The sequence below is a fragment of the Nocardia sp. NPDC051981 genome (genome assembly GCF_040680715.1).
Taxonomy (GTDB): Bacteria; Actinomycetota; Actinomycetes; order Mycobacteriales; family Mycobacteriaceae; genus Nocardia.
The window spans coordinates 121,680-137,721 of the sequence record NZ_JBFAXK010000006.1 but is presented as its reverse complement, the minus strand read 5'-3'; the positions used below and the strand labels follow the sequence as shown (position 1 = coordinate 137,721).

The following is a 16,042-nucleotide window of genomic DNA, read 5'->3' as shown; positions in this document are numbered from 1 at the left end:
GTGTTCGAGCACCCCCGTTGTCATGGAAAGATGTCACTCGTGTTGCGCTGGATAACTGCCGGAGAATCCCATGGTCCTGCTCTCGTCACCATCCTCGAGGGGATGGTGGCCGGTGTCGAGGTGACCTCCGCCGAGATCGGCGCGCAGCTGGCCCGGCGACGGCTCGGGTACGGGCGCGGCGCGCGGATGAAGTTCGAGGCCGACGTGGTCACCATGGTCGGCGGCGTGCGCCACGGCCGGACCATGGGCGGCCCGGTCGCCATCGAGGTGGCGAACTCGGAGTGGCCCAAGTGGACCCAGGTCATGTCCGCCGATCCGGTGGACGAGGCCGAGCTCGCGGACCTCGCCCGCAACGCCCCCCTCACCCGTCCCCGTCCAGGCCACGCCGACTACTCGGGCATGCTCAAGTACGGCTTCGACGACGCCCGCAATGTCCTGGAGCGGGCCAGCGCCCGCGAGACCGCGGCGCGGGTCGCGGCGGGCACCGTGGCCAAGAACTTCCTGCGCCAGGCGCTGGGCGTCGAGGTGATCTCGCACGTGGTGTCCATCGGCACCGCCGCGAACACCACCGGCGTGGTCCCGACCGCCGCGGATCTGGACGCCATCGACGAATCGCCGGTGCGCGCGTTCGACAAGGACGCCGAGGCGGCCATGATCGCCGAGATCGAGGCGGCCAAGAAGGACGGCGACACCCTGGGCGGTGTGGTCGAGGTCGTGATCGAGGGCCTGCCGGTGGGCCTGGGCTCGTTCACCTCCGGTGAGGCGCGCCTGGATTCGCGACTGGCGGCCGCGCTCATGGGCATCCAGGCCATCAAGGGCGTCGAGGTGGGCGACGGTTTCGAGACCGCCCGCCGCCGCGGCAGCCAGGCCCACGACGAGATGCGGCCGGGCCCCGACGGCGTGCTGCGCTCCACCAACCGCGCGGGCGGCCTGGAGGGCGGCATGACCAATGGCGAGGCGCTGCGCGTGCGCGCGGCCATGAAGCCGATCTCGACCGTGCCGCGGGCGCTGTCGACGGTCGACATGTCCTCCGGCGAGGAGGCCGTCGCCATCCACCAGCGCTCGGATGTGTGCGCGGTGCCCGCGGCCGGTGTGGTCGCCGAGGCGATGGTGGCGCTGGTCGTGGCGCAGGCCGTGCTGGACAAGTTCGGCGGCGACTCGCTGCCCGAGACCGTCGACAACATCCACGCCTACCTGAAGCGGATCAACGCCCGCCCGCACATCCCGGGCCACGCCGGGCAGTGACCGCTGACGACAGCGCGGTGTCCGGCGAGCACGAACCCACCGCGGCGGCCGGTGAAACCGACCGGCCCGCAATCAGTCTGGTGCTGGTCGGCCCGCCGGGCGCGGGCAAGTCCACCATCGGGCGCAAGCTGGCCCGGGAACTCGGCGTGGACCTCTACGACACCGACGCCGGGATCGAGGAGCGCGCCGGGCGCACGATTCCGGAGATCTTCGCCGAGGACGGCGAGCCGGAGTTCCGCCGCATGGAGGAGGAGGTCGTCCGCGACGCCGTCCTCGCCGGGCACGGCGTGGTCTCCCTCGGCGGCGGCTCGGTGCTCTCGGCCGCGACCCGCGCCCTGCTGCACGACCGTACCGTCGTCTACCTGGAAATCAGTGTGGGCGAAGGGCTGCGCCGCACCGGCGCCAGCACCAACCGCCCGCTGCTCAACGGCGACGACCCGGCCAAGAAGTACCGCGAGCTGATGAAGATCCGGCGCCCCCTCTACCGCGAGGTGGCGACCGTGCGAGTGCGCACCGACGGCCGCAGCCCCGGCCGCGTCGTCCGCATGATCCTCGCCAAGCTCGGCCTGGAACCGATTGCGCGCCAGGAGGATTCGGGCACCGAGACCGCCACTGTCGAACCCGGCGTCAGCTCCCGCTCGCGCGCCCGTCGCAAACGCCGCCGCGGCGGCCGCGGCCGCGGCGAGAACAGGCCGGGCGACGGCACGAATACGACTGCCGCCGAAGCCGATTCGGCCCCGGCCACCGAGGCGCGCAACGGCCAGGGCTCCCCTGCCTCGCCCGCCGACCCGGCCGAGGCCGCCGGGGGCGCGAAACGCTCTCGGCGCAACCGGCGTTCGCGCCGCCGCGGCGGCCGCACCACCGCGGCCGCTCCGCTCCCGCCGAACGCGGAGACCACCGTCGGCGAGGCGGTCGCGCCGCCGGCCGCTGTGCCGGGGAACGCGTCCCCCGACCGGTCCAGCGCGCCCGCGGTGGCCGACGCGGTAGGTGGTGGATCCGGCGCCGTGGATGCGCGTACCGGCGGACGTCGTCGCCGCGCCTCCCGCATCGCCGGTGCGCCCTCGAGTTCCGCTGCCGGTGGCCAGGATTCGCCCCGCACCGCCGCTCCGGCCGGAGCGGCCGACGCGGCCGCCCCGAACACACCTGCCGCACCATCGGATGCGGCCCGCGTACCCGGCGCCGTCGCCGCGCCCGGCAGCGGACGCTCGCGTCGCGCCCGGGCCCGACGGGCGCGGGCCCGCGCCCGTGAGCAGGAGCACACGCGCGCCGACGGCCCGGTTCCCGGTGCCACTTCCCCTGCGGTGGAGGGAGGTTCGTGATCCTGAGCGCACCATCGCGCGCCACGGGCACGCGCCGCCGATCCGATCGACAACTTCCCCGCACCACGGGGTCACGCTATTCCCCGCCGCTGGGCGGGACCATTCACGGAGGAGTCCTATGAGCGAGCCGACTCGCATCGAGGTCCGCACGGCCGACCCGTACCCGGTGATCATCGGCCGGGGGCTGCTGGGCGACCTGGTCGACCAGGTGACCGGCCGGTCCGGCGTGCGGACCGTGGCGATCTTCTACCAGCCGCCGCTGGCCGAGACCGCCGAGGTGGTGCGGAAGGCCCTCGCCGACAAGGGCATCGACGCGCACCGGGTGGAGATCCCCGACGCCGAGGCCGGTAAGGACCTGCAGGTCGCGGGCTTCTGCTGGGAGGTGCTCGGCCGTATCGGGCTGACCCGCAAGGACGTGATCGTGAGCCTGGGCGGCGGCGCGGCCACCGACCTGGCCGGTTTCGTGGCCGCCACCTGGATGCGAGGCGTGGACATCGTGCACGTGCCGACCACGCTGCTGGCCATGGTGGACGCCGCGGTGGGCGGCAAGACCGGCATCAATACCGAGGCGGGCAAGAACCTGGTCGGCAGTTTCCACGAGCCGGCCGCCGTCATGGTGGACCTGGCCACGCTGGAGACGGTGCCGCGCAACGAGATCGTGGCGGGCATGGCCGAGATCATCAAGGCCGGTTTCATCGCCGACCCGGTGATCCTGGACCTGGTGGAACGCGACCCGCAGGCCGCCCTGGACCCGACCGGCGACGTGCTGCCCGAGCTCATCCGCCGCGCCATCCAGGTCAAGGCCGATGTGGTGGCCGCCGACCTCAAGGAATCGAATCTGCGCGAGATCCTCAACTACGGCCACACCCTGGGCCACGCCATCGAGCGCCGGGAGCGGTACCGCTGGCGGCACGGCGCGGCCGTCTCGGTGGGCCTGGTCTTCGCGGCCGAATTGGGCCGCCTGGCAGGCCGTCTCGACGACGCCACCGCCGAGCGGCACCGCACCATCCTGGACAGCATCGGCCTGCCCACCACCTACGACGCCGATGCGCTGCCGCAGCTGATGGACGCCATGCAGACCGACAAGAAGACCCGTTCGGGCGTGCTGCGTTTCGTGGTGCTCGACGGCCTGGCCAAGCCGGGTCGGCTGGAGGGCCCGGATCCGAGCCTGCTGGCCGCGGCCTACTCGGCCATCGCCCGCGAGGACGGCCCGACCGGCGGCGCGATTCTGCTGTAGGGCACAGCGGCTTTCATCTCAGCGCCCGTCGCCGGACTCCGGCGGCGGGCGCTGCCGTCGGTGCCCCCGGATACGAAAAACCCCGCGTCACCGATCGGTGGCGCGGGGTCGAGCGCGGATGGGAGCCTCAGACGCCGGCGGGCTGTGGGTTGGGTGCGGAGCCGGCAGGGGTGCCGGACTGCTTCTTGCCGTTCCGGCCGGCCAGCCAGCGGCCGAGGGCGACGCCGAGCACGCCCGGGATGAAGATCAGCAGCACGATGAAGGACGCGGCCGAGGTGATGTTGAAGACCAGACCCTGATCACCCAGGTCGAAGCCCGGAACGAAGTCGAGGAACCAGGCGGCCAGGCCGGAGCCCAGGCCACCGGCGAGCGCGGCCTTGAGCCAGCGCATGGTCAGATCGGTGCCGCGCTCGGGATCGGCATTGGCGCGCCGATCGGCGCGGCCGTCCAGTACGCCCCACGCGACCACCGAGCCGACCAGCACGATCAGGCACAGGATCCGCATCCAGGCGCCCGTGGTCGGCCAGTACCTCATGCCGAAACCGAGCAGGGCCTCCAGCACAACGGTCAACGCCCCCAAGCCCACGGCGCGCAACACCCACGCATTCATGACGATCACCTTAACCTGCGCGGCCGCCCGGCCGAACCGAATGAACTGAAACTTGTTCCAGAACCATAGCCGGAGCGGGGCCGCGGGACACACCCGGGCCCGCCACGCTGCTACAAAGACAGCGTGAGCATCGAAGCCGTCGCCCTGCTTCAGGATCCGATCCGCAAGCGGCTCTACGACCATGTCGCGGCCGCCGACCACGACGTGAGCCGGGACGAAGCGGCCGCGGCCGTCGAGATCAAACGGCCGCTGGCCGCCTTCCATCTCGACAAGCTCACCGAGGCGGGACTGCTGGACGCGGTGTTCCGCCGCCCGGAAGGCCGCACCGGGCCCGGTTCGGGCCGGCCCGCCAAGTTCTATCGCCGCGCCGACGCGGAGTTCGCGATCACGCTGCCGGCCCGCGACTATCGCACGGTCGCAACGATTCTCGCCGAGGTGGTCGAGCACGAGGGCTTCGAGGACGCCATCGCCAAGGCCGCCGCCGCGCACGGGCCGGCCCTCGCGGGCCGTGATCTGTTCGAGGTGCTGCGTGAGCGCGGCTACGAGCCCTGCCTCGACGGCGACGCGATCCGCCTGCGCAACTGCCCTTTCCACCGCCTCGCCGTGGACTTCCCGCCGCTGGTCTGCGGCATGAATCTGGCGCTGCTGGCAGCTCCGGCGGCCGAGGCCGGCTGGACCGCGCGGATGGATCCGGCACCGGGCCGATGCTGCGTGAGGTTTTCTAAAACCAATGATGACTAGTTATAGTCGAGGAATGCACCTCGCACAGCTGAACATCGGGCGCATGGTCGCCCCGGAAGGCGATCCCCGGGTCGCCGAATTCTTCTCGGCCCTCGACGAGATCAATGCCGTCGCCGAATCCTCGCCCGGCTTCGTCTGGCGCATGGTGGACGGCGAATCCAACAACGCCACCTCGCTGCGCCCGTACCACGGCGAGCCGGACATGCTGGTGAACATGAGCGTGTGGGAATCGCGGGAAGCGTTGTTCGACTACGTCTATCGCAGCGGCCACATGGACTACGTGCGCCGCCGCCGGGAATGGTTCACCCCGCTGCGCGAGGTCTTCACGGTGCTGTGGTGGGTGCCGGAGGGCATGCTGCCCAGGCTCGCCGACGCCATGGCGCGACTGGACCACCTGCGTGAGAACGGGCCGACGCCTTACGCTTTCACCTTCCGGCAGGCCTTCGAACCGGAAACGGCCGCGGAAATATCCGCGGCCGTCCTCGATCAGCGGGTCACATCCGTGATCAATCCCGAAGGGCCGCAGCCATTTCGGCGCGTGGGGCGGGCTTGCCGGTGAACTGCTCGACCTGCCCGTAGGCCTGGTTGAGCAGCATCTCCAGGCCGCTGACCACGGTATTGCCCACGCGGGCAACCGCTTCCGCGAGCGGCGTGGGCCACGGGTTGTAGATGGCGTCGAGCACCACCGGGGCCGCCGCCACCGAATCCGCCACGGCCGCGGCCGCCGCGGCGGGCACGGTACTGACGACCGCGTCCACGTCGGAACAGACGAACAGCAGGCCCTCGGGGTCGAAATCGAGCACCTCGGCCGACATGCCCAGCTGCTCGGCCAGTTCCAGGGTTCCGGCGGCGCGGCCGCGATCGCGGGCCACGATGGTGACGGTGTGCGCGCCCAGGTCGGACAGCGCCAGCAGGGCCGGGCGGGCGGTGCCGCCCGCGCCCAGCACGACGGCGCGGGAGATCTCCTGCACGCCGGCGCCTTCCAGCGCGCCGCGCACACCGTCCACGTCGGTGCAGTCCGCACGCCAGCCGGAATCGGTGCGCACCAGGGTGTTCGCCGAGCCGACCAGGACCGCGCGCTCGGTGCGCTCGTCGGCGTAGCCGAGCGCGGCGACCTTGCCCGGCATGGTCACCGACAGCCCGACCCATTCCGGTCCGAGCCCGTCCACCAGGCCGGGCAGCTGCTCGGCGGTGCACTCGATGCGCTCGTAGCTCCAGTCCAAGCCCAGTGCCCGGTAGGCCGCCAGATGCAGTTGCGGCGACCGGGAATGCGAGATCGGGCTGCCAAGCACGGCGGCCCTCCGGCTAGCGTCCACTGTCGAGAATTCCACTCTGCCTGGCCTTTTCGATATTGCGCAGGTGCTCCTGATAGCTGTCGGTGAACAACGTGGTGCCCTGCTTGTCGACGGTCACGAAGTACAGCCACGGGCCGGGCGCCGGATTCTCCATGGCGCGCATGGCATCCAGCGACGGCGCGGAGATCGGCGTGGCGGGCAGACCGGCCATGGCGTAGGTGTTCCACGGGGTCTTGTGCGCACGGTCGGAGTCGGTGGTGGCGACCTCGGTCTTGTCGAGGGTGTAGTTGACGGTGGAGTCGAACTGCAGCGGCTGCTGGGCGGCGAGCCGGTTCACGATGACCCGCGCCACCTTCGACATGTCCTGCGGCAGCGCCTCCCGCTCCACCAGCGACGCCGCGATCAGCGTGTCGTAGGGGCTCAGGCCGTTCGCCGCGCCGGACTGCGCCACCCCGGTGGCGTCGTAGCTCGCCGCGCTCGCGGTCACCATCTGCTTGAGGATGTCCAGCGCGTTGGCGCTGGGGTCGAAATCCCAGGTGCCACCGGCGATCAGGCCCTCGAGCTGGCGGGAACGGTCCGGCACCGACCGCACCCGGTCCAGCGCCCACACCGGCACGCCCAGCGCGGCCGGATCGGCGGTGGCCCCGGCCTGGTCGAGCTGCTCGTAGGTGACGCACTTGGCGGCGGTGCCGGTGCCGACGCAGCTGGCCTCGGCGATCTTGCGGTAGATGCCGTCCTTGCGCGCGCCGGTGGTGACGTCGCTGGAGTCGTGCAGCTGGCGGCCCTCGGAGATGACCACATTGCCGACCCGGGCTTCCTTGCTGAACAGCGCGGTCACCGCTTCGGAGCCCTTGCTGTGGCCCGGAATGGCGTAGTAGCCGGGCTGGATGGAGTTCATGTTCGTATTGCGCACGGCCGCTTCGTAGAACGCGCCGCTGCTGGCCACCACGCCCTTGTCGGCCATGGTCTGCGCGATCTGCGTGGCGGTGTCACCCGGCTTGATCTGGATGACGACCAGCGGGCCCTGCGGGCCCGAGAAGTCAGGGGGCGGGCTCAGCTTGCCGACGAACTTCCAGCCCGCGAATCCGACTGCGCCGACGAACAATACGGCGAACACACCCGCGATGACGAACAGATTGCGGCGGCGCCGCTTGCGCTCGGCCGCTTTCCGCGAAGCCATCCGGGATCGCTTGGGGCGCTGGCTGCCCCGCGACCCCGCACGCGACTGCGATCGGGTGGCCCGGCGGCCCGGCTCGGCGCGCTGGCCCCGGTCGCCGCGGCGGCCGCGCTCGGTGCGCTGGGGCGCGCTGTGGCGCGGGGGTTCCGGCTCGTGCGGGAGCTCCTCGTCGTAGTCCTCTCCCCGGTAGTGCTCGTCGTCGTAAAGCTCATCCTCGTAGCGGGGAATGACGGTGGTGTCGTCTTCGTAATCGTCCGCCTCGGACCAATCCAGATCGTCGCGGCGGTAACGCCGTTCGGCGTTCTGGCGGTAGCGTTCCTCGGCCCGCGTCCAGCGGTCGGTCATGCGTCATCACCGCGCGGCTTCAAAAGGGCACTCCGTTCGTCCAACCATCCTTGCAGGATCGACACGGCGGCGGCCTGATCGATGACCCGCCGCTGCCCGCGTGCGCGAACTCCACTGTCTCGCAACGCACGTGCAGCAGACACCGTAGTCAAACGTTCGTCGGAAAGTCGCACCGGCACCGGCGCGATCAGGGTCCGCAAACGCCCCGCGAAGGTGGCCGCCAGCTTAGCCGACGCGCCGCTCTCCCCGCGCAATGTGCGCGGCAGGCCGACGATCACCTCGACGGCCTCGTACTCCCGCACAATGTCGGCAATTCTGGATAGATCGGAGGCGAGGGTGCCGGGCGCGACCTTCTTCGCGCGCGGCACGGTCTCGACCGGGGTGGCCAGCAATCCGTCCGGATCGCTGGAGGCGACACCGATGCGCACCGACCCCACGTCGATGCCGATGCGCCGGCCGCGGCCCGGGTCCCGTTCCAGGGAGGGCCGCTCCGACGCGAAGCCCCGCCCGCCGGCCGAGACCCCGGAGGCCTCGGTCGGCGTGCGAGCAAATCCGGAGGAATGTCCCGAATCCGGCCGCACCGGGCCTGCTTCGGGTACGGGCCGGGTCCCGTCTGCGGGACCCGGCGTGTCAGATGTGTCCGCGTCGCCCATTTATCCGGCGAGCTCGGCGACCCGCGCACGCAGGGCGGCCAGACCCGCCTCGATGCCCGACGGGTCCGAACCCGCGCCCTGGGCCATCTCGGGCTTGCCGCCGCCCCGGCCGGAGATGGCCGGACCGAAGGCGGACACCAGATCCCCGGCCTTGACGCCGAGATCCTGGGCAGCCTTGGTGACCGCGGCGACGAACGGCACCTTGCCGTCGGCATGGCCGAGCAGCACCACGATGGCGGGCTCGGAACCGAAGCGGCCCTTGATGTCCTGCACCAGGGTGCGCAGGTCGCCCGCGCTTACGCCCTCGGGCGCGGCGGCGGCGACCAGCAGCACCTTGCCGACCCGCTGGGCCTGCTCGACGAAGGTGCCCGCGCTCGACAGCACGGCCGCCATCTTGGTGCGCTCCAGCTCCTTCTCGGCGGTCTTGAGCCGCTCGACCAGCTGCTCGACGCGCCCCGGCACATCCTCGGAGGGCACCTTCAGCGACGAGGCGACACCGGCCAGCAGCGCCCGCTCCTTGGCCAGGTACTTGTAGGAGTCCAGGCCCACGAAGGCCTCCACGCGGCGGATGCCGGAACCGACCGACGACTCGCCGAGCACGGTGATCGGGCCGATCTGCGAGGAGTGCTGCACGTGGGTGCCACCGCAGAGCTCCATGGAGAACGGTCCGCCGATCTCCACGACCCGCACCTCGTCGCCGTAGTTCTCGCCGAACAGGGCCATGGCGCCCATTTTCTTGGCGGAGGTCAGGTCGGTGACGAAGGTGTTGACCTGGAAGTCGTCGGCCACCGCGTCATTGGAGACGGCCTCGATATCGGCCTTCTGCTGCTCGGACAGCGCGCCCTGCCAATTGAAGTCGAAGCGCAGGTATCCCGGCTTGTTGAGCGAACCGGCCTGAACCGCGTTGGGGCCCAGCACCTGTCGCAGCGCGGCGTGCACCATGTGGGTGCCCGAGTGGCCCTGGGTGGCGCCACGCCGCCAGGCCGGATCGACCTGGGCCAGCACGGTGTCGCCCTCGGTGAGCTGACCGGCCTCGACGGTGGACTTGTGCACCCACACCTTCTTGGCGATCTTCTGCACGTCGTTGACCTTCACCTTGAGGCCGTGCGACGAGACCAGCGACCCACGGTCGGCGATCTGGCCACCGGACTCGGCATAGAGCGGGCTGCGGTCCAGGATCACCTCGACGTCCTGCCCCGCCTCGGCGACCGGCACCCGGACGCCGTCCTTGATCAGGGCCAGCACCGTCGCCTCGGTCGACAGTTCGTCGAAGCCGGTGAACTCAGTCGCGCCGCGGTCCACGAACTCCTTGTAGACGGTGAGGTCGGCGTGCGCGTGCTTGCGCGAGAGCGCGTCCTCCTTGGCCCGCTTGCGCTGCTCGGCCATGAGCGCGCGGAAGCCCTCCTCGTCGACCTGCAGGCCGGCCTCGGAAGCCATCTCGAGGGTCAGGTCGATCGGGAAACCGTAGGTGTCGTGCAGGGTGAACGCGTCGGTGCCGCTGATCTTCTTGCTGCCCTGGGCCTTCACCTCGTCGACGGTCTCGTCGAACAGCTTGGTGCCGGTGCTCAGCGTCTTGAGGAACGCGGCCTCCTCACCGACGGCGACCGTCTCGATGCGCTTGAAGTCGGTGGTGAGTTCCGGATAGGACGGCGACATCAGGTCGGCGACGACCTTGATGAACTCACCCATCACCGGCTGCTCGGCGCCCAGCAGGCGGGCCGAGCGCACGATGCGGCGCAGCAGGCGGCGCAGCACGTAGCCACGGCCGTCGTTGCCGGGGTTCACGCCGTCGCCGATCAGCATGGCCGCGGTGCGGGCGTGGTCGGCGATGACGCGGAAGCGCACGTCGTCGGCGTGCTCGACACCGTAGGAGCGGCCGGTCAGCTCCTCGGCCTTGTTGATGATCGGGCGCAGCAGATCGGTCTCGTAGACATTGTCGACACCCTGCAGCAGGAACGCGACACGCTCGATGCCCATGCCGGTGTCGATGTTCTTCTTGGGCAGCGGGCCGAGGATCTCGAAGTCGTCCTTGCCGCGCCCGGCGCCGCGCTCGTTCTGCATGAACACGAGGTTCCAGATTTCGAGGTAGCGGTCCTCGTCGGCCTCGGGGCCGCCCTCGACGCCGTATTCGGGGCCGCGGTCGAAGTAGATCTCCGAGCACGGGCCGCACGGGCCGGGGATGCCCATGGACCAGTAGTTGTCGGCCATGCCGCGGCGCTGGATGCGCTCGTCCGGCACACCGAGTTCACGCCAGATCTGTTCGGCCTCGTCGTCGTCGAGGTACACGGTGACCCAGAGCTTTTCCGGATCGAAGCCGTAGCCGCCGTCCTCGACGGGGTTGGTGAGCAGCGACCAGGCCAGCTCCATGGCCCCGCGCTTGAAGTAGTCGCCGAAGGAGAAGTTGCCCGCCATCTGGAAGAAGGTGTTGTGGCGGGTGGTGACGCCGACGTTCTCGATATCGCCGGTACGGACGCACTTCTGCACGCTGGTCGCGGTGTCGAAGGGCGGGGTCTGCTGACCGAGGAAATACGGCACGAACTGGACCATGCCTGCGTTGACGAACAGCAGGTTGGGGTCGGCCAGGATCAGCGAGGCACTCGGTACCTCGGTATGTCCGGCCTTTACGAAATGCTCCAGGAAGCGCCGTCGAATCTCGTGGGTCTGCACAACCATCCAGCCTACCGGTCCGGGTCCAGGGAGTTTCCACCCACCACCGGGCGATAGCTACCATCGCCGGGGTGACTGTGATCCCGGACCCATCCCAGCGCTTCCCCCTCCCCCACGCGCGCCGCACCGTCTTCCTGAAACCGCACGTCACCTCGCCGAACATCGAGGTCGGCGACTTCACCTACTTCGACGATCCGGACGCGGCGACCGCCTTCGAGACCAACAATGTGCTCTACGCCTTCGGCCCCGAGAAGCTGATCATCGGCAAATACTGCGCCATCGCGAGCAACACCCGCTTCATCATGGCCGGCGCCAACCACGCCACCTCGGGCGTGTCGACCTTTCCGTTCACCATCTTCGGCGGCACCTGGGCCGAGGAGACGATGGACATCATCACCTCGATTCCGTCCAGGGGCGACACCGTGGTCGGCAACGACGTGTGGATCGGCTACAACTCGCTGATCATGCCGGGCGTGCACATCGGCGACGGCGCGATCATCGCCACCGGCGCGGTCGTGACCTCCGACGTGCCGCCGTACACGATCGTCGGGGGCAACCCGGCGCAGGTGGTCAAACAGCGTTTCCCGGACCAGGACGTGGCGCGCCTGCTGCGCGCCGCCTGGTGGAACTGGCCGCTCGAACTGGTCACCGAGCATGTGCGCGTGATCATGGCCGGCACCCCCGCCGACATCGAACGCATCGCCATCCACGAGGGACTGCTGGCGGACTGACCAGCGCCGCAAGCGCATTCGCGGCGCGCCCAGCGACTGTTTCCGGCAGCCGCTGCAATTCGGCGCGTGACGCATCCGCGCACTCGGCGCTATTTACCCCGGACGATGCGGCGCAGCTTGGTGACGCGAGGACCGACTTCACGTTCGTAGCCGTGATCGGTCGGCCGGTAGTAGTCGACGCCGACCAGCTCGTCCGGTGGATATTGCTGGGCGAGAACGCCATCCGGATGGTCGTGCGGGTATTTGTAGCCCTGGGCGTTGCCGAGCGCGGCGGCGCCGGCGTAGTGGCCGTCGCGCAGGTGGGCGGGCACCGCGCCCGCCTTGCCCGCGCGCACGTCGGCCATGGCGGCCGCGAGGCTCTTGACCACCCCGCCCGACTTCGGGGCCGTGGCGATGTGAATCGTGGCCTGGGTCAACGCCAATTGGGCCTCCGGCATACCGACCAGCTGGACGACCTGGGCGGCCGCGACCGCGGTCTGCAGGGCGGTGGGGTCGGCCATGCCGACCTCCTCGCTGGCCTGGATCATCAAGCGGCGGGCGATGAATCGCGGATCCTCGCCCGCGCTGATCATGCGGGCCAGGTAGTGCAGCGCGGCATCGACATCGGAGCCGCGCAGGGATTTGATGAAGGCGCTGATGACGTCGTAGTGCTGGTCCCCGGCACGGTCGTAGCGCACCGCCGCCTTGTCGACGCTGGCCTCGACCAACTCCACATCGACGGTGCCGTCCAGGGAGGATTCGGCCGACGCCTCCAACGCGGTGAGCGAGCGCCGCGCATCACCGCCCGCGATCCGCACGATGTGGTCGAGCGCCGCATCCGTGACGGTGTACTCCCCCGCCAGCCCGCGCGGGTCGGCGATGGCCCGGGTGAGCACCGTGCGGATGTCGGCCTCCGACAGGGACTGCAGCTGCAGCACCAGCGAGCGGGACAGCAGCGGCGACACCACCGAGAACGACGGATTCTCCGTGGTCGCCGCGACCAGCAGCACGATCCGGTTCTCCACCGCCGCCAGCAGCGCGTCCTGCTGGGTCTTCGAAAACCGGTGCACCTCGTCGATGAACAGCACGGTCTGTTCACCCACGGTGAGGCGGCGGCGGGCCAGATCGATGACCGCCCGCACCTCCTTGACGCCCGCCGACAGCGCCGACAGCGCTTCGAACCGCCGTCCGGTGGCCTGCGACAGCAGCGAGGCGAGGGTGGTCTTGCCCGTGCCGGGCGGTCCGTACAGCAGCACCGAAGCCGCCCCGGACCCCTCGATCAACCGCCGCAGCGGCGACCCGGGCCCGAGCAGATGCTGCTGCCCGACCACCTCGTCGAGGGTGCGCGGTCGCATCCGCACGGCCAGTGGCGCGAATCGGTCGTCCCCGCTGGGAATGCGCGCGGCTCCCGCCTCGAAGTCGTCGACTACGGCCTGCGTCCCTGGCGCATCGAACAGCCCATCACTCACGGCCCCGACCCTACCGACCGGCTCCGACACACTCGCCGACCGCGACGCCATCCCCGGACCGCGCGCGGCGGATCACTCCTCCCAGTGCTCTTCCAGCGTGGCCGAGACGTGTTCGGCGAAGTCGCCGAGGGTGTCGTCGCCGGTGCAGCGGGCGTCCTCGGCGAGGGCGGCCCAGCGGTTGATCAGGGCGGCCGAACGCGGGATGGACAGACCGTGCTCGCGAGCGGCGGCGATGCGGGCGTGGTCGGCGGGCAGGAACCAGTAGGTGGACAGCCACACCCAGATGAGGCGCGCCTCGAGGATGCGTTCGGCGAGCACCTCGTCATCGGCGAGGGCCGGCCACACCGCCACCACCTCGGAGCGCCACGCCTCCACCATCTGGCGGGCGCGTTCGCGCGACAGCTCGAAATCGCACAGGCAGCCCGGGAAGGAGACCAGAGCGTAGGCGATGTCGAGGGTGGCGTCGCGGAAGCCGCCCCACTCGTAGTCCAGGAACCGCGCGCCCTCGTCATTGAGGATGACATTGTCGGGACACAGGTCCGAGGGGCTGAAGGCGCGGTAGCGCCCGGCGGAGAAGAGCCGGTTGCCGCGCACGATCCGCTCGGCGATCTCGCCCGGCACCTCGATGCCCAGGTCGCGCTGCAACATGATCGGCACCTCGGCGACCGCGGATTCGGCTTGCTGCGCAATGCCGTCCACGCGGTGCACCACATCGACGCGCCGCAGCAGGGCCACGAAGTCCGCCTCGCGGCCCACGGTCGCGGCGTGCATGCGGCCCAGTGCCTGGGCGAATGCCATGAGCGCATTGCGCCCGCTCGGTTCCACACCGGACCGCAGGACCGCGGTCAGGGAGGTGTTCTCACCGAGGTCGCTGAGTATGAGCAGGCGGTCCGGCAGGCTGTAGCCGAGCAGGTAGGCGCCGGGCCGGTGGTCACGGCCGAGGGCGGTGGTGAATTGGTAGGAAACCGCCTCGCGCAGGAATGCGGAGTCGATGCTGGCGACGCCGGGGGCCATGCCGCCGGTGCGCCGCTGCGTCGCCGTGCCCGCTACCTGCTTCACAATCAGTGTGCGAGGTAGCGAAAAGGCGTTCTCTGCAACGCGGACACGGAGTACCGTCGTCCTACCACTGCCGCTGAGTTCCATCGGATCGCTCAGCTTTACCGGAGCACCCATTCGCTTCGTGAGCAACTGTTGTGCCGCGGACACGACTTCGGCGGCGCGTTCGGCCAATAGTGCGGTCATCGGAACCCAAGTTACTCCCGTCAGGTCACTTTCAGCGAGCGGTTGCGCAACCTTTCGCGCGTCGGACGGCGTGTCTTTGTGATGGTTTGCCCACGCGGCGCTGGTTGCTTGACACAACCAGGACCGTCTAGTTGTCTCATGGTCACTTGCTGTGCGCCACACCGTAAACCGGGAAATGTGAAAGGCTTGCGACCATGACTGGCACGCCGCCCTCAGCACCGTACGAGCCCTCCGGCGACCGTCCCGTCGCAGGGGGCGGCGAGCAGTATCCGTCCCACGCCGGGCAGCACCAAAACCCCGAGCCCGCACCGGTTTCCGGCGCGCCTGAGCCGGGCCCCGTGCCCGGCCGCCACCAGCTTCCCGGCCTCGCCGGGTACCCGCAATTCGACGGCCCCGGCGCCGCACAGTACGGCAGCGAGCCCGTGGAACCCCCGCTGGCCTTCACCCCGCAGCCGGGCGCGCCGCAGCCGCCGGCCGGCTACGGCCCGGGCACGCCGCAGCAGTTGCCGCCTGCAGGCATGCCGCCCGGCGCGAATCCGCCTCCACCGGGCGGACTCCCGCCGGGTGCGATGCCGCCGCCCGCCGGTGCCCCGCCCGCCGAGCTGGCGCCGAAACAGGGCTATACACCCCCGCGCGAGACCCTCGACGTCGGCGCGGCCCTCACCTACGGGTGGGATCGGTTCCGGCTCAATCCCATTCCCTGGGTGGGCATGGTATTGATCGGCATGATCGCCTGGCTGGTGGTCACCTTGCTGGTGAATATGGTTGACGTGCAGTCGCTGTCGGCCGTCGTCCTGCTGTTCGCGGTCGCGTCGCTGGTGGTGTGGCTGCTGCAGGCCGCCATGATCCGCGGCGCACTGTACGAAACCGACGGGACGCCACCGGATTTCCCGGCCTTCTTCGGCTTCGTGAATGCCGGGAATGTGCTGATCACCGCGCTCATCGTGTTCGCGCTGTGCCTCGTGGCCTCGATCGCGTGCGTGTTCCCGGCGATCATCGTGGGCGTGCTGTGCATGTTCGCGCTGCACTTCGTGATCGACCAGGATCAGAACCCGATCGCCGCAATCCAATCCAGCGTGCGGCTGGTGGTCGCCAATGCCCTGCAGGTGACCCTGCTGGCGCTGGGGGTGCTGATCATGACCGTGATCGGCACGCTGCTGTGCGGATTGGGCCTGCTGGTGGCCGGACCGGTCACCGCCATCGCCACCACCTACGCCTACCGCTCACTCACCAACGGACTGGTGGTCTGAGCGCGATCCGCCCGCACCCGCGAGCCGCTGTCGACGACGGAGCCCGCCGGTATCGCTGATACCGGCGGGCTCTCGACGGTCC

General features: G+C 70.2%; 13 protein-coding genes and 1 pseudogene. 7 read left to right on the top strand and 7 right to left on the bottom strand.

The window, feature by feature from the left end; genetic code table 11:
• Positions 1 to 30 precede the first annotated feature (30 nt).
• The 3 genes and pseudogenes from aroC (at position 31) to aroB (ending at position 3,801) form a co-directional block, all read left to right on the top strand.
• Positions 31 to 1,245, top strand: a complete 1,215-nt coding sequence (aroC, locus tag AB0L60_RS13900; RefSeq protein ID WP_364612386.1) for a chorismate synthase — start codon at positions 31 to 33, stop codon at positions 1,243 to 1,245.
• 71 nt (positions 1,246 to 1,316) lie between these two features.
• A pseudogene (locus AB0L60_RS13895) lies at positions 1,317 to 1,808 on the top strand (shikimate kinase); the annotation flags it as partial.
• 874 nt (positions 1,809 to 2,682) lie between these two features.
• Positions 2,683 to 3,801, top strand: coding sequence for a 3-dehydroquinate synthase (gene aroB / locus AB0L60_RS13890; protein WP_364612383.1), 1,119 nt, complete (start codon positions 2,683 to 2,685; stop codon positions 3,799 to 3,801).
• Between the two features lie 127 nt (positions 3,802 to 3,928).
• On the opposite strand, the gene AB0L60_RS13885 is transcribed toward aroB, so the two are convergent.
• On the bottom strand, positions 3,929 to 4,411 hold the full coding sequence (locus AB0L60_RS13885) for a B-4DMT family transporter (RefSeq protein ID WP_364612380.1): 483 nt from the start codon (positions 4,409 to 4,411) through the stop codon (positions 3,929 to 3,931).
• Positions 4,412 to 4,534: 123 nt separating this feature from the next.
• Here AB0L60_RS13885 and AB0L60_RS13880 point away from each other — a divergent pair, with 123 nt between their 5' ends.
• The gene (locus AB0L60_RS13880) at positions 4,535 to 5,152 is read left to right on the top strand and encodes a transcriptional regulator (protein ID WP_364612377.1); all 618 of its coding nucleotides are present in this window, start codon (positions 4,535 to 4,537) and stop codon (positions 5,150 to 5,152) included.
• Between the two features lie 13 nt (positions 5,153 to 5,165).
• On the top strand, positions 5,166 to 5,711 hold the full coding sequence (locus tag AB0L60_RS13875) for a DUF3291 domain-containing protein (RefSeq protein WP_364612374.1): 546 nt from the start codon (positions 5,166 to 5,168) through the stop codon (positions 5,709 to 5,711).
• On the opposite strand, the gene AB0L60_RS13870 is transcribed toward AB0L60_RS13875, so the two are convergent.
• From AB0L60_RS13870 to alaS, 4 genes are all read right to left on the bottom strand, one after another.
• Entirely contained in the window at positions 5,659 to 6,468 is an 810-nt protein-coding gene (locus AB0L60_RS13870; RefSeq protein WP_364612371.1) for a shikimate dehydrogenase, read from the bottom strand. The genes AB0L60_RS13875 and AB0L60_RS13870 overlap by 53 nt on opposite strands.
• Positions 6,458 to 7,969: an endolytic transglycosylase MltG gene (mltG, locus tag AB0L60_RS13865; RefSeq protein WP_364612368.1), complete on the bottom strand. Its 1,512-nt coding sequence runs from the start codon at positions 7,967 to 7,969 to the stop codon at positions 6,458 to 6,460. Before mltG ends, AB0L60_RS13870 begins: the two co-directional genes overlap by 11 nt.
• Positions 7,966 to 8,448: a Holliday junction resolvase RuvX gene (gene ruvX / locus AB0L60_RS13860; protein WP_364613093.1), complete on the bottom strand. Its 483-nt coding sequence runs from the start codon at positions 8,446 to 8,448 to the stop codon at positions 7,966 to 7,968. The genes mltG and ruvX overlap by 4 nt, the downstream gene beginning before the upstream one ends.
• A 174-nt stretch (positions 8,449 to 8,622) precedes the next feature.
• On the bottom strand, positions 8,623 to 11,289 hold the full coding sequence (gene alaS / locus AB0L60_RS13855; protein ID WP_364613090.1) for an alanine--tRNA ligase: 2,667 nt from the start codon (positions 11,287 to 11,289) through the stop codon (positions 8,623 to 8,625).
• Between the two features lie 71 nt (positions 11,290 to 11,360).
• Here alaS and AB0L60_RS13850 point away from each other — a divergent pair, with 71 nt between their 5' ends.
• Positions 11,361 to 12,020, top strand: a complete 660-nt coding sequence (locus tag AB0L60_RS13850; protein ID WP_364612365.1) for a CatB-related O-acetyltransferase — start codon at positions 11,361 to 11,363, stop codon at positions 12,018 to 12,020.
• 89 nt (positions 12,021 to 12,109) lie between these two features.
• Here AB0L60_RS13850 and AB0L60_RS13845 read toward each other — a convergent pair whose 3' ends face one another.
• Both AB0L60_RS13845 and AB0L60_RS13840 read right to left on the bottom strand, forming a co-directional pair.
• A complete protein-coding gene (locus AB0L60_RS13845; RefSeq protein ID WP_364612362.1) occupies positions 12,110 to 13,468 on the bottom strand; it encodes a replication-associated recombination protein A in 1,359 nt (452 codons plus the stop codon).
• Positions 13,469 to 13,540: 72 nt separating this feature from the next.
• Positions 13,541 to 14,710, bottom strand: coding sequence for a kinase (locus AB0L60_RS13840; protein ID WP_364612359.1), 1,170 nt, complete (start codon positions 14,708 to 14,710; stop codon positions 13,541 to 13,543).
• 194 nt (positions 14,711 to 14,904) lie between these two features.
• Between AB0L60_RS13840 and AB0L60_RS13835 the strand changes: the two genes are divergently transcribed.
• Positions 14,905 to 15,960 carry a hypothetical protein gene (locus AB0L60_RS13835; protein WP_364612356.1) on the top strand — a complete coding sequence of 352 codons (1,056 nt, stop codon included), beginning with the start codon at positions 14,905 to 14,907 and terminating at the stop codon, positions 15,958 to 15,960.
• The last annotated feature ends 82 nt before the right edge of the window (positions 15,961 to 16,042 follow it).

What these genes read in the sequence shown, in the direction of transcription:
- AB0L60_RS13840 (WP_364612359.1), bottom strand. Translation starts at nt 14,710, where the DNA reads ATGACCGCACTATTGGCCGAACGCGCCGCCGAAGTCGTGTCCGCGGCA.
- aroC (WP_364612386.1), top strand. Translation starts at nt 31, where the DNA reads ATGTCACTCGTGTTGCGCTGGATAACTGCCGGAGAATCCCATGGTCCT.
- AB0L60_RS13885 (WP_364612380.1), bottom strand. Translation starts at nt 4,411, where the DNA reads ATGAATGCGTGGGTGTTGCGCGCCGTGGGCTTGGGGGCGTTGACCGTT.
- AB0L60_RS13875 (WP_364612374.1), top strand. Translation starts at nt 5,166, where the DNA reads ATGCACCTCGCACAGCTGAACATCGGGCGCATGGTCGCCCCGGAAGGC.
- aroB (WP_364612383.1), top strand. Translation starts at nt 2,683, where the DNA reads ATGAGCGAGCCGACTCGCATCGAGGTCCGCACGGCCGACCCGTACCCG.
- AB0L60_RS13835 (WP_364612356.1), top strand. Translation starts at nt 14,905, where the DNA reads ATGACTGGCACGCCGCCCTCAGCACCGTACGAGCCCTCCGGCGACCGT.
- mltG (WP_364612368.1), bottom strand. Translation starts at nt 7,969, where the DNA reads ATGACCGACCGCTGGACGCGGGCCGAGGAACGCTACCGCCAGAACGCC.